The sequence below is a fragment of the Bacillus sp. AK25 genome, assembly GCF_048270685.1.
GTDB lineage: Bacteria > Bacillota > Bacilli > Bacillales > Bacillaceae > Bacillus > Bacillus altitudinis.
The window spans coordinates 3,475,079-3,488,978 of the sequence record NZ_JBLUWC010000001.1 but is presented as its reverse complement, the minus strand read 5'-3'; the positions used below and the strand labels follow the sequence as shown (position 1 = coordinate 3,488,978).

Genomic DNA, 13,900 nt, shown 5'->3' with positions numbered 1-13,900 from the left:
GAACCGATAAAGAGAGTGTACTGAGAAAAAGAGAGGATGAACGTGAGCGAATGTCACAGAGAATTGATAACATAATAGACGCTTTACCAATCGTTGGACTAGCTATGAGAGAGCAGCTAACCTTTTCTGTATTAGGGAAAGAGAAGGTTCTTTATTATCAGCAGCACGGGAACATTGACTTAGGGTTTAAAGCAGGCGACGTTGTAGCTCCCGGGTTCCAAAACTTTTCGATGTTGAAAAATGGGAGAGAGCCATCGTTTATCCAGATTCCTAAAGAGGTGTACGGAATTCCTATGGACATCGTCGCCGTCCCGATTAAAGATGACAATGGTCAAGTGATCGCTGCCTTCTGTGTAGCATATGACCAAACGAATCAACAACGATTAGAACACATTATGACGGAAAGTAACGATGCTTCCGAAAAACTAGTCGCGATGGTACAGCAAGTGGCTGCACATTCAGAGGAACTACAAGCGACAAGTGAACAAATTCTACAAAATACAAAAACCACTGTCGAAAATTCCTCTAAAATCAACCAAGTGTCTAATCTCATCAAAGGTATCTCTGATCAAACGAACTTACTTGGACTCAATGCATCCATTGAGGCTGCAAGAGTTGGTGAAGCAGGAGCAGGCTTTGGGGTGGTTGCTACGGAAGTGAGAAAGCTGTCTACTCACGCGAAGCAAGCAACGACTGATATTGAAACAGCGCTAAAAGATGTGCAAGGCTCTATCAAAGGAATGGAAGAAGAAATAGCACAAATCGTGGCTTCTTCTGAACATCAAGCAGAACTCGTTGGCACTTTCACAAAAATTATTGAGGGGCTGCACGAAACGAACGAAACGATGAAAACATTGGCAACAGACTTAGTGAATTATCAAGTGAAATAAATAAACGAATCACAAAACCTCCAGCCGTATCGGAGGTTTTTTAACGTGTTGAAGTGAGTTTTTTGTCATGATATTGACGGGTTTTTCACTGACAGGGAAGTTACACTTCTGTATGATAGAAAAAGAGAGACCTGTTTTGATCATTAGACCTATTCATAAGGAGGAAGACCATCTTGACACAATCAGCAAAGCTGCAAGAAGTACTTGCGCCTTACCGTCCATTGCTAGATCAAACTGAAAAACCACTGATTCAATTACAGATAAAACAAGGAAAAACAGGACCATATGACAGCAAAATAGCAGGTGATCCTTATTTCCCAAAAAACGACGAATATCCCGTTGATGGAGAAGGCCATCCTATGAAGTTGCTGGCACAAATCAATTTCGGCCAGCTGCCAAAGCTGAAAGATTACCCAGAAACAGGACTTTTGCAAGTGTTTATTTCTGTACACGATGATCTTTATGGGATGAATATTGACCAAAAAACAGAGCAAAAAGATTTTCGGATCAAATTTATTGAGGAACCTTTCTTAGCTGAAGAAGACTTATTGACTGATTTTTCATTCGTGAAAATTCCTGACGATTTTTATTTTCCAGTTACGAAGGAAGGTGCAATTACAGGTGAATTATCAAGCGAAACGATCAGTGTAGGAGATTTCCGCTTTGAAAAAGTCACAGGAAAGCAAAGCTGGGATCTATTCGAAGATGCTGTTGGTATTGATGGTGATGAAGCAGATCAATTGCTAGATGAATTTTATGAGACAGCAAGTGGTTTTGGCCATAAAGTTGGCGGATACCCAGGTTTTACACAAGAAGACCCGCGTACCTATGTAGACCAAGAACATACTGTGCTATTATTGCAAATTGACTCAGATGATGAAGTGGACATGTTGTGGGGAGATTGCGGCATTGCTAACTTTTTTATCAAACCAGAAGACCTCAAACGAAAACATTTCGAAAATGTCGTCTATAACTGGGATTGCTCCTAATTTTGTAAAAAACACTCTTTTTGAAGAGTGTTTTTTGTCTATTTTTAGCCTTTTTGCCCCTAAATCGTCATTTCTGAGAGGTAATATGTCATTCTTTCTAGTTGACCGTATCAAAAAAAAATGTAAAATCATCTTAAAGTCCTCTTTTTTGAAAATAATAATAAAATGACATATCAATCAACAATGAAATGCTCGAAAAAGCGGAATGTACTGGGGGGGATCAATTGATCATTTCGAAAGTAATCAACAATAATGTGGTCAGTGCGTATGATGACGAGCAGCATGAGCTGGTCATTATGGGCAGAGGGATTGCGTTTCAAAAGAAAAGCGGAGACCCAATTGACGAAGAACGTATCGAAAAAGTATTTTCCATTCAAAATAAAGATATATCAGAAAAATTCAAAACCCTGCTTTATGATATTCCGATCGAGTATATGCAAGTGTGTGAGGCAATTATCGATTACGCGAGAACGACCCTTAACAAAAATTTAAATGACAGCATCTATGTCACATTAACGGATCATATTACCTTTGCTATTGAACGTCATCAAAAAGGAATGGACATAAAAAATGCCTTGCTTTGGGAAATCAAACGGCTGTACAAAGAGGAATTCATGTGTGGTGTAGAAGCGATTCGGATCATACAGGACAAGCTCAACATCCATCTTCCCGAGGATGAAGCAGGCTTTATTGCGATGCATATTGTCAATGCAGAACTGAATGAGGAAATGCCGAATGTCATTCAAATTACAAAACTGATTCAAGATATTTTGAACATCGTAAAGTATCATTTCCAAATTGATTTGGACGAAGAATCATTAAATTATTTCCGTTTTGTCACGCATTTGAAGTTTTTTGGACAGCGTCTGTTTAACGAAACACAAATGGAAAATCAAAATGAGTTTCTGTATGAAGTGGTAAAGGAAAAAAATACAGCCGCTTTTCAATGTGCGGAGAAAATTAATGACTATGTTCAAAAAGAATACAACCGAAGTCTCATAGAAGATGAGATGTTATACTTAACTTTGCACATCGATCGAGTCATAAAAAGAAAATAAATCAAAAAGAAAGCGTTGACATATCAAAATTAACATGCTAATTTATAACTATAAACTCAATAACCCACAATCTTTTAGGATTGTTACTGGTCAAGCAGGCAAAACCTAAATCATTGTCCCTATCTTTGATAAGGCATGATTTAGGTTTTTTGTATCTAAAGGCTTATAAAATTGAATAACGATCAATCGCTATGAAGGATTGTTACTGGTTAAGCAGGCAAAACCTAAATATCGATTAATGTCTGAATCGCTATTTTTCAGGCATTAATGGATGTTTAGGTTTTTTCTATATCAAGATGAAATCAACGATTGGAGGGTAACACAATGAACCACAAACAAACAGCAAAAGAAGTTCTAGAGCTTGTCGGCGGTGAAAAGAATGTTAAGCATGTCACGCACTGTATGACAAGACTCCGCTTTAACCTATACGATGAAAGCAAAGCGGATAAAGAGAAGCTGCAATCAACAGACGGCGTCATGGGCGTGAATCAAAGCGGCGGTCAATACCATGTCATTATTGGCAACGACGTATCAAACGTCTATCAAGCAATGATTGCTGATTCTGGGTTATCAACAGATGTAAAGTCAGGCGATTCAGAAGAAGCATCAAAACAAAATGTGATTTCAAAGCTTTTCGATTTTATCTCTGGTGTCTTCACACCGATTCTTCCAGCCATCGCTGGAGCTGGTATGATCAAAGGAATCTTGGCATTAATGCTGACGTTCCAATGGATCTCAGATAAAAGCAGCACATATGCGATTTTAACAGCTATCGGAGACGGAGCCTTTTACTTCTTACCGATTCTGCTCGCTGTAAGCGTAGCCAAAAAAATTGGCACAAATCAGTATATCGCTGCTGCCATTGCAGCAGCCGCACTGCACCCGCAGCTCACTGCTTTACTAGGTGCAGGAAATACAGAATTTCTAGGCTTGCCAGTGGTTGCCGTTGTGTACTCTTCATCGGTGATTCCAATTCTACTCACTATCTGGCTCGGCTCATATGTGGAAAGATTCGCAGAAAAATACAGTCCGAAATCACTAAAAATCATTCTTGTTCCAACAGTTACACTTCTTGTCGTGGTACCAGTTATGCTCATCGCGGTTGGACCGCTTGGTGGGATTATCGGAAATGGTCTTTCAGGTGGAATTGATTTATTGTTCAAACATGCAGGTATTTTGGCCGGACTCTTAATCGGTGGCTTTATGTCACCATTGATCATTACGGGCATGCACTATGCACTACTTCCAATCATGATCAACAACATTACATTAAACGGTTTTGACTTCATTCTTCCAATGATGTTTGTAGCGAATATGGCACAAGCAGGCGCAGCATTCGGTGTCTTCTTAAGATCAAAAAACAAAACATTCAAATCATTGGCGATGTCTACAAGTATCACTGCGTTAATGGGTATTACTGAACCTGCTATGTATGGTGTGAACATGCGATTGAAAAAACCGTTCCTTGCAGCCCTCATTGGTGCAGCAGCAGGCGGCGTGTTCATGTCTATCTTCAAAGTAAAGTCATATGTGATATCAGGATCAGCAGGTCTTCCAGGTCTCCCAACGTTCATTGGACCGACATTTGTTTACTCCATCATTGGATTAGTGATCGGCTTTGTTGTAGCAACCATCATGACACTTGTTCTAGGGTTCAAAGATGTACCAGTGAAAGATGATACAAAAGCAGACAAACCAGAAGAAAAGAAAGACACAGTAGCGCTTCAAAATGAAGTGGTACAAAGCCCGCTTGAAGGTCAACTAAAGCCGCTCAATCAAGTAAATGATGCAACATTCTCTAATGAAATCATGGGTAAAGGAACAGCCATTGTCCCAACAGTTGGACGTGTAGTAGCACCTTTCAATGGCAAGGTTGAAACCATTTTCCAAACAAAACATGCCATTGGTTTAAAGAGTGATCAAGGCACAGAGCTTCTCATCCATGTGGGGATTGATACAGTAAAACTTGGCGGTAAACATTTCACAAGTCATGTGCAGTCAGGTGATCTCGTTCAAGCAGGAGATCTGCTAGTTGAATTTGATATCAAGGGCATTCAGCAAGATGGCTATGATGTAACAACGCCAATTATCGTCACCAACACAAATGATTTTGCACAAGTTGATGCGAAAACAGATGGGGCGATTACAGTAAAAGAGACATTGCTTACAGTCAGTGTAGAAGAAAATGAGGAGGGCATTCAACATGACGAATTTAGAAAAAACATTTCCTAAAGGTTTCTTATGGGGCGGCGCGGTAGCCGCCAACCAAATTGAAGGCGCTTATAACAAAGATGGAAAAGGCTTGTCGACAGCCGATATATCACCACACGGTATTATGCACCCATTTGACGAATCAATGAAGGACCTTAACTTATATCATGATGCGATCGACTTCTATCATCGCTATAAAGAAGATATTGCCCTGTTTGCAGAAATGGGATTCAAGTGCTTCAGACTATCCATTTCTTGGCCACGTATTTTCCCAAATGGCGACGATGCGGAACCGAATGAAGCTGGCCTCGCTTTCTATGAAAAAGTATTTGATGAACTGCATAAGCATGGAATTGAGCCAGTTGTCACGATCTCTCACTATGAAATGCCACTTGCACTTGTGAAAAACTATGGTGGATGGAGAAACCGTAAGCTTGTGGGTCTTTATGAAACATACGCTAAAACATTGTTCACTCGCTTTAAAGATAAAGTGAAATATTGGATGACCTTCAATGAAATTAACGTCGTCTTACATGCTCCTTTCACAGGGGGCGGCCTTGTATTTGAAGAAGGCGAAGACGAGAAAAGCATTCAATATCAAGCAGCGCATCACCAATTTGTTGCAAGTGCTCTAGCTGTTAAAGCAGGACACGAAATCATTCCAGATGCGAAAATCGGTTGTATGATTGCAGCGATGACCACATATCCGTACAGCTCAAGACCTGAAGATATGTTTGCTGCGATTGAACAAGATCGTAAAACATTGTTCTTCTCAGATGTACAGTCAAGAGGCTATTACCCTGGATACATGAAACGTTATTTCCTGGAAAATAACATCAACATTGAATTCCAAGACGGTGACGAAGACATTCTAAAAAACCATACAGTCGACTATATCGGCTTCAGCTATTATATGAGTTTTGTGACAAGTACAGATCCAGAGGTTCTTGGACAAGTGACTGGTGGTAACCTATTTGAAGGTGTGAAAAACCCTTATCTAGAAGCAAGTGATTGGGGCTGGCAAATTGATCCAAAAGGACTTCGTACAACACTAAACCAACTATATGACCGCTACCAAAAACCATTGTTTATCGTAGAAAATGGATTGGGTGCTGTGGATCAAGTAGAAGAAGACGGCTCCATTCAAGACGATTACCGAATTGACTACCTCAGAAGTCATTTGCTTGAGGCAAGAGAAGCGATCGCAGACGGCGTTGATCTGATCGGCTATACAAGCTGGGGCCCAATTGACCTTGTCAGCGCATCAACAGCTGAAATGAAAAAACGCTACGGCTTCATTTATGTCGACCGTGATAACGATGGAAAAGGTACATTAGATAGAAAGAAAAAGAAAAGCTTTGATTGGTATAAACAAGTGATTGCGACAAATGGAAAGCATTTAGACGCATAAAAAAGAGAGACAAACCGCTGATCAAACGGTTTGTCTCTTTTTATTGTGAGTGGACTATGATGTCCACACTTGATCCGCAATCTCAATCACATGACGCAGCTTTTCCCATTGCTGTTCTTCTGTTAACAAATTGCCTTCCTCTGTTGAGGCGAATCCACATTGTGGGCTCAAACAAATTTGGTTGATGTCCACATATTGAGCCGCTTCCTCGATTCTTCTTTTGATCTGATCAACGGGTTCGAGTTCCCCATACTTTGAAGTGACAAGACCTAGTACGATTTGAAGGTTTGGATTCTTCACATAACGCAGGGGTTCAAATCCGCCAGAACGGTCATCGTCGAATTCTAAAAAGAGACCATCCAAATCCAGACCGGCAAAAATCGTTTCTGCCGCTGCCTCGTAACCACCTTCGGCTGCCCAAGTTGATTTAAAGTTACCACGGCAAATGTGCATGGTGATCACTAAATCATCTGGTCGATCGGCAACCGCTTCATTGATTGTTTTCGCAAACGATTCACGCAGTTCATCTTCCTCGCGGCCAAAAGCTTTGATTTGTTCATGTCCTTTTTCAGAAAAGAACACAGCCCAAGCTGTATCATCTAGCTGTAAGTAACGGCAGCCTGCATCATAAAAAGCACGGATGGCTTTTTTATAAGCTTGTGCCACGTCATGGTGAAAATCATCTAAGCTGTCGTACACACCTTCTTCAAGCTTTCCACGGAAAAAGAGCATATTCGGACTTGGAATTGTCATTTTAGCCGTATGATCATCCGCGATGCTGTGAAGGAAGCGATAATCCTCCAGCATTGGATGATCAGTAAAATCAATCTTACCTGTTACTTTGATGCCTCTCGCTTTTGTTGTCGTATTGTGGAATTGAATGCCTTGGTCTGCTTCAAATCCTTCGACCCCATCAAGCCCTTCTAGAAAGTCAAAATGCCACCATGCACGTCTGAATTCTCCATCTGTGACAACCTCTAATCCAATTTCCTTTTGCTTCTCTACAATACGAGTGATTTCTTCGTTTTCAATTTGTCTGAGCTGTTCTGCTGTCAGTGTACCGTCTGCTTTTTGCTTGCGGGCTTCTTTGATGCGTTCAGAACGAAGTAAACTCCCTACTTGATCTGCGCGAAATGGCGGCTTTGTTGTTTTCTTACCAATGGTTTGTACTTGTGTCATGCTGAATCCCTTCTTTCTTCAGGTTATAAATCAAATAAAAAAGCTCTTCCTTAGATAAGGAAGAGCATCATATACTGTGAGATCTCTGCCTTATCTTCAAACAAGCTTCAGCTTGCTTAAGGAATTAGCACCATTCTGTTCCTAGGAACAGCGGTTGCCGGGTTTCACAGGGCCAGTCCCTCCACCACTCTTAATAAGGTTACCTTTGATTCAATTTTCTTAATAAACACAATTATTCAATCTTTTCGAGAAAAAGTCAATGGTTTTTCCTATTTATTTTCCTACATAAACAAATCAGCGACGAGAACACCGGCTAATCCAACAAGTGATAGAACAGTCACCATTAATGTCCACGTTTTAAAAGTTTGAGCCATCGACAAATTAAAGTATTCTTTGTAAATCCAGAAACCTGCATCATTCACATGAGAGAATGTTATACTGCCGGCGCCTGTTGCAATCACCATTAATTCTGGGCTGACTCCCGTCAAACCTATCAGCGGTGCAGAAATGCCAGCTGCTGTGAGACCCGCGACAGTTGCTGACCCTAAAGAGACACGAAGGACAGCTGCAATCAGCCAAGTGAGGAGCAGAGGAGACAGTGTGCTTCCTTGCATAATCCCTGCAATGTATTGATCAACACCGCTGTCAATGAGCACCTGTTTAAAGGCGCCGCCGCCAGCAATGATCAATAGAATCATCGCAATGGAGCCAATTGAATCCGTAATCGACTTCATGACGTCCTGCATGCTCTTTCCTCTGCCAAGACCAAATGTGTAGATGGCAAGCAACACAGAGATTAATAGGGCAATCGCCGGCTCACCTAAAAACTCAGCCGCCGGTAGCAGCGGGGAGGACGGGAAGAAAATTTCTAAACATGCTCTGAATGTCATGAGCAATACAGGTAAAATAGCGGTGAAAATACTAATGCCGAAGCTTGGCATTTCCTCTTCTGTAAATTCCTTTGGATTAAACAAGTCCTTTGGAATGTGTGCATGCAGTTGATCTTTCTTAAATAGTTTCGTAAACAGTAGTCCGCCTACTAAAACAGCAGGAATGGCTAAAATAATTCCAACCAATAAGGTTTGTCCCATGTTGGCTTGAAATACATTGGCAATGGCTGTTGGCCCTGGGTGAGGAGGGAGGAAGCCATGTGTTGTAATGAGTGCAGCGACGAGCGGCATTCCCACATACAACACAGGAAGTCTTGCGGCTTGAGCAATGGTAAAGACTAATGGAATAAGAATAATGAATCCGGTTTCATAAAATAGAGCAATTCCGATAACAAATCCAGTCAGCATCGTCGCCCATTGGATTTTCCCGATACCAAAGCGGTCGATGAGTGTCATGGCAATACGCTGAGCACCGCCAGAATCAGCCATCAATTTACCAAGCATCGCTCCAAAGCCAAGAACCAACGCCAGATGGCCGAGTGTACTTCCAAGCCCTTTTTCGACTGAAGCAATCGCTTCAAGTGGTGACATGCCTTCTAAAACGGCAACGATTAAAGAGACAATAATCAACGAAATGAAAGCGTTTAACTTAAAGACAACCATGAGTAAAAGTAACAACAAAACGCCAAGTCCGATAAAAACTAACGACATGATCTTTCCTCCTTTGTGCTGCATAAGGGAGCGTGAACGCCCCCTCTGCTTTATCCTTCAAGTATGTCTACTGCTTCTTTTAACGTATCCTTTGAGCCAACATTTCCCGGGAAAATCACATAAGACATGAATGGGAATTTACTTTCTTCTCCTGTTTGCCAAACGGGAATACCTGGTCTGATTTGACCTGCGACAGTCGCGCGTTTGACGCTGAGTCCTCTTGTTCCAATATCACTTGAGGTGATTCCACCTTTGGCAATGAGGTACTTAGGGCGAATGGAGAGGCGCTGAACAATGCTTGTCACAGCATCACTAATCTGAACAGACAGCTTCAATTCTTCCTCTTGACGATCGTCCCCAAGATCAAGCCGTTCTCTCCTTGTATAAACAGCAACCGATTGCCCGGTTGTTAAAAGCCTTTCAGTTTGTTGAATCACGCGGTCCATTTCCTCTTGAAATGCTTCAGGTTCTAACACGAGGTGTGTATCAAATTCAATAAATGCGATGTCTTCATTTTGCTGCAGCGCTCGCAATTGTTCGGTTGTTTTTTTGACATGGGAACCGACCATGATGAGGCCACCGTGCGTGCTTTCTTCCTGTATTAAGTCTTGTCTAGTTAATTGTGCTTGATCCTCAACACCGCCAAGCACTTTTGTGAGAGCTGCCGCACTTCTAAATAGAAAGTGCTGACCTGCTTTGATGGCATCTATGAGGGCAACGACAAAGACTTTGACATCGTCATAGTCTACTGCATTCACAACCACCTTTTGAAAATCCTTCACGGTCATCAGCTGATCCTTGATTTGTTCAATACGTAAAGCCCGGATATCTTCTAAAGAAATATAAGTAGTGTTTTCCTTAGTGAACGATCCGTTTGATTTCTCTTCAATCCATTCTCCGAGGTGAGAAGATTGAAATCCGAATGTACGATCCAATGCAAATTCTGTGTCACCAGCAGGAATTAATTCGTGACCTTCCTGTACGTAGTGAATATTGCCAATCGTAAAGCGGCCGCCTTCTTTAAAAAAGGGAAGAAGGATTTCGCCGTCAAATTGGCGGGAGCTTTGCTGTTCAATGGTCGTTCTGAGAATGTCAGTCTCTAGCGGGAAGTGTCCACGTAGGGTGGAATCCCCCCGGCTGACAATGATGAAATCTTGATCAAGCCGTTCAGCTGTTTTCACAATCGTTGATGCGATCGTTTCATGAAGAACCGCCGTTTCTTTCTCTGTCATACTGCGAGAGTTGGTTAAGATAAAGAACATACGGCTGTCTTCAAGAAAACCAGATTCAATGCTTTTCTCTGACCAATCGGTGAAAACAGAGACGCCGTGTACCGTTTGAATGCCTGTTGGGTCATCGTCTAATACAATCACTTTATGGTGAAAATGGTTTAGTGCTTGTTCGTATGCTGATTGAATGCGATCTGAATCCGCTTTCGGAATGGCATTTAGTAACTCAATGCTTTGTTTCATAGAACCTCATCCTTTCTTCACTTCAACATGAGCCATTTTTTCGTAGTATTGAACGATCCCGCCGTGATCAAGTCCAGACTTTCCGTCCGCTTTGAGGGCGTGGAAGATTTCTAGCAGCTGACTAGAAAGCGGGAGAGGAACGCCGATATCGTGGGCAGTTTCCATGACATTGGTTAAATCCTTTAAGTTGATGTCAATACGTCCGCCAGGCTCAAAGTTTCGTTCTAAAATGAGAGGAACCTTCGCATCGAGGACAGCACTTCCTGCCAGTCCACCTCGGATGGCTTCATACATTTTATCAATCGCAATGCCAGACTTAGCGGCAAGAACGAGTGCCTCGGACATGGCAGCGATATTTAAGTTGACGATGATTTGATTCGCAAGCTTAGCGGTTGTCCCGCTTCCATTTGAACCAACTAATACGACATCTGTGCCCATGGCATAGAGGACATCCTTTACTTGTTCAAAGATCTCTTCTTCTCCGCCCGCCATAATCGCAAGTGTCCCGTCTATCGCCTTTGGCTCTCCGCCACTGACAGGAGCATCGATAAATTCGACCTCATGCTGTTTTGCCAATGCCGCTAATGCTCTAGAAGTAACAGGTGAAATAGAGCTCATATCTATAATGATCGTGCCAGGTTTTGCTGTAGCCAATATGCCTTGTTCACCTGCTACGACTGCTTCTACATGCTCACCTTTTGGAAGCATCGTGATGATGATATCGCTTTCAGATGCTGCCTCAGCAGCTGATGCAGCGGCATTTGCGCCCACTTCTTTTAATGCTAGAACAGCTTCTGTATGAATATCGAAAACAGTCATAGTATGACCGGCTTTTAATAGATTGAGTGCCATAGGTTTCCCCATAATGCCTAATCCAATGAATCCAATTTGCTTTGCCATTTTGTCCGCCTCCTATTTAGAAACCCCTTACAAAAAGCGCTTTCTTTTCTTTTTGTTAGTATATATACTATCAATTTAAATTTATAGTAGGAAATAAACTATTGTTCATTTAATGTACATGACGAAATAGGAATGTGTCAACGGAAAATATGAGAAAAGTCACAAAAAAAAGACCGGAAACAGCTCCGGTCTATGGTCGATTATGTTTTATTTTTAGCTACAGCTAATCGAGAACGTTTGACGTTGTCGATTGCTTTTGATCCTAATTCTAAAACAGCTGCGACGTACAAAACATCAATAATCACAAGCTGATTAATACGAGAAATCATTGAGTCAGAACGATAGGTTGTTTCCCTCGATGAACTAAGCAGATGAAAGTCGGATTTCTTGGCGAGCTCTGATTTCGGGTAGCTCGTGATCGAGGCGACCGTTGCACCTTTTTCCTTTGCAAATTGCACGGCATCAAGAATTTCTCTACTTTCCCCTGAATGTGAGATTGCGACGATAAAATCATGTTCCGTTGCATGTGTTGCAATCATATTCATCATATGAGGATCACTGCATAGACTCACTTCAAAGCCAAGCTGGAGAAACTTATGATAGGCATCTCCGGCAATAAAACTGGAGGCACCTGCTCCAAAGAAGACGGTTTTATGAGCCTGTTTCATTTGCTCAATAAATTGTGTCACAGCTTGGTCTTCTAAAATATGCTTCATATCCTGAATAGAGTTGGTTGTTAACTCTATGACCTTATGTTTAATATTTGCGACACTATCAGATGCTTCGATCTCACCGTATATAGATTGAGGCGTATTGGTCGCAATATCCTGCGCGACATGGACACGAAACACTTGATAGGACTCATAGCCAATTTTTCGCAGAAAACGAAAGATCGTCGTTTCACTTGTGTTGCATTCAGCAGCGAGTGCACTAATCGAATGAAGCACAACTTTCTGAGGGTTTTGTAAAATGTAATTGGCAATCTTTTTCTGGGTAGGGGACAAACTATGAAATGTTGTCCGGATATGACTAAAAATATTCTCTTCTATGATAAACACCACACTTCATCTAACATTCTATCTTAAGCATACAGGAACTTATGAAAACGGTAAACAAACCTCACATGAAAAATAAAGAATAATATGGAAGAAAACACTTCTTTTGGTTCTTTTGTCATGGTATACTCAATTGGTAATAGACAAAAATGGGGGTTTTTACTATGACAATGAAAAAAGGCCTAACGATCAGCCTGCTCATTTTTTCGCTGATTGTTTCGTTGTTTGCGCCAGTTGGATCTGCGGATGCCAAACAAGTGAAAAAAGCAAAAGTAAGTACACACTATTATAAAAAGAAAAAAACGTTTAAATATGCACAGGTGAAAAACCTTAGTAAAGCGCATATGAAAACCATCAATCGTGATTTAAAAGATGATATTGCATTCTCTTATTCTACGTACTTGTTCTTAAAGGACGAAGCGAAAAAAGAAGGCATTGGGAAGATCACATACGAGAGATCGTTTAAAACGAAATTTAACAATGGGAAGAAACTAAGTATCCTAAACTATGATTACATGAATGACGGTAGCATGCACGGGGATACGATGGTTACGAGCATGAACTATGTGTTAACAAAGAAAAAAACAAAGCAACTGTACTTTACAGATGTGGTAAAAACAAAGAAAAAGCGTACAAAAGTAAGAGATTATATCTATAACTACACAAAGAAGCATAAAAGTAAATTCCATGCGAATCTGAAAAAAAGCGATATTCAAATCGGCTACGACACGCAGTACTACTTCACGAAAAAGGGAATCGCTGTTGTCTTCCAGCCATATGAAATTTCACCGTACTATGTAGGAATTCCTATGATTCAAGTACCTGCGAAGGTGTATAAATAAACAAGAGAAACGGCCACGAATTTGGTCGTTTTTTTATACATAAAAAGAGCCCCTGGTGATGAGGCTCTTCTTTTTACATTTATATTTGTTTGGGTGCATCGTTTAGTGGGTGACGGCGTTTGCCGTTGTAGTGGCGGCGCATACGAAAGATTTCAAACTCCGAAAGCTCTGCGCTTTTTCGTTTTTGGGTACGGTTATCTTTTTTGAAAGAGAATAGTAAGTAGCAGCAAAGTGAAGCGATAATCAATAAAATCATCATATGACATTCCTCCAATTCATCCTATTCTTTAAG

At 41.2% G+C, this 13,900-nt stretch carries 12 protein-coding genes and 1 riboswitch; of the genes, 6 read left to right on the top strand and 6 right to left on the bottom strand.

Features of this window, described 5'->3' with window-relative positions; translation table 11 throughout:
• The first annotated feature begins 50 nt into the window (after positions 1–50).
• The 5 genes from ACNO7B_RS18075 to ACNO7B_RS18055 all read left to right on the top strand — a co-directional run bounded on the left by ACNO7B_RS18075 (position 51) and on the right by ACNO7B_RS18055 (position 6,559).
• On the top strand, positions 51–890 hold the full coding sequence (locus ACNO7B_RS18075; RefSeq protein ID WP_008345693.1) for a methyl-accepting chemotaxis protein: 840 nt from the start codon (positions 51–53) through the stop codon (positions 888–890).
• Positions 891–1,063: 173 nt separating this feature from the next.
• On the top strand, positions 1,064–1,879 hold the full coding sequence (locus ACNO7B_RS18070) for a YwqG family protein (RefSeq protein WP_017358646.1): 816 nt from the start codon (positions 1,064–1,066) through the stop codon (positions 1,877–1,879).
• A 224-nt stretch (positions 1,880–2,103) separates the two neighbouring features.
• On the top strand, positions 2,104–2,937 hold the full coding sequence (gene licT / locus ACNO7B_RS18065) for a BglG family transcription antiterminator LicT (RefSeq protein WP_017358647.1): 834 nt from the start codon (positions 2,104–2,106) through the stop codon (positions 2,935–2,937).
• Positions 2,938–3,261: 324 nt separating this feature from the next.
• Positions 3,262–5,169, top strand: coding sequence for a beta-glucoside-specific PTS transporter subunit IIABC (locus ACNO7B_RS18060; RefSeq protein ID WP_272511256.1), 1,908 nt, complete (start codon positions 3,262–3,264; stop codon positions 5,167–5,169).
• Complete coding sequence (locus tag ACNO7B_RS18055) at positions 5,141–6,559, top strand: glycoside hydrolase family 1 protein (protein ID WP_410684189.1); 1,419 nt, start codon at positions 5,141–5,143, stop codon at positions 6,557–6,559. Before ACNO7B_RS18060 ends, ACNO7B_RS18055 begins: the two co-directional genes overlap by 29 nt.
• A gap of 54 nt (positions 6,560–6,613) precedes the next feature.
• On the opposite strand, the gene ACNO7B_RS18050 is transcribed toward ACNO7B_RS18055, so the two are convergent.
• The 5 genes from ACNO7B_RS18050 to ACNO7B_RS18030 all read right to left on the bottom strand — a co-directional run bounded on the left by ACNO7B_RS18050 (position 6,614) and on the right by ACNO7B_RS18030 (position 12,769).
• Positions 6,614–7,738, bottom strand: a complete 1,125-nt coding sequence (locus ACNO7B_RS18050; protein ID WP_366967582.1) for a 5-methyltetrahydropteroyltriglutamate--homocysteine S-methyltransferase — start codon at positions 7,736–7,738, stop codon at positions 6,614–6,616.
• Between the two features lie 87 nt (positions 7,739–7,825).
• A riboswitch (SAM riboswitch) is annotated at positions 7,826–7,938 on the bottom strand.
• 81 nt (positions 7,939–8,019) lie between these two features.
• Positions 8,020–9,339, bottom strand: a complete 1,320-nt coding sequence (locus tag ACNO7B_RS18045) for a gluconate:H+ symporter (RefSeq protein ID WP_008345676.1) — start codon at positions 9,337–9,339, stop codon at positions 8,020–8,022.
• 50 nt (positions 9,340–9,389) lie between these two features.
• A complete protein-coding gene (locus tag ACNO7B_RS18040) occupies positions 9,390–10,811 on the bottom strand; it encodes a four-carbon acid sugar kinase family protein (protein ID WP_410684193.1) in 1,422 nt (473 codons plus the stop codon).
• A 6-nt stretch (positions 10,812–10,817) separates the two neighbouring features.
• On the bottom strand, positions 10,818–11,711 hold the full coding sequence (gene garR, locus ACNO7B_RS18035; protein WP_410684194.1) for a 2-hydroxy-3-oxopropionate reductase: 894 nt from the start codon (positions 11,709–11,711) through the stop codon (positions 10,818–10,820).
• Positions 11,712–11,911: 200 nt separating this feature from the next.
• Entirely contained in the window at positions 11,912–12,769 is an 858-nt protein-coding gene (locus ACNO7B_RS18030) for a MurR/RpiR family transcriptional regulator (RefSeq protein ID WP_417901790.1), read from the bottom strand.
• A 161-nt stretch (positions 12,770–12,930) separates the two neighbouring features.
• On the opposite strand from ACNO7B_RS18030, the gene ACNO7B_RS18025 reads away from it, so the two are divergent.
• Entirely contained in the window at positions 12,931–13,608 is a 678-nt protein-coding gene (locus ACNO7B_RS18025) for a DUF3298 and DUF4163 domain-containing protein (RefSeq protein WP_410684198.1), read from the top strand.
• A 79-nt stretch (positions 13,609–13,687) separates the two neighbouring features.
• Here the strand turns inward: ACNO7B_RS18025 and ACNO7B_RS18020 are convergent, their stop codons facing one another.
• Positions 13,688–13,867 (bottom strand): hypothetical protein, encoded by a 180-nt coding sequence (locus tag ACNO7B_RS18020; protein WP_342501366.1) that lies wholly within the window; start codon positions 13,865–13,867, stop codon positions 13,688–13,690.
• Positions 13,868–13,900 lie beyond the last annotated feature (33 nt).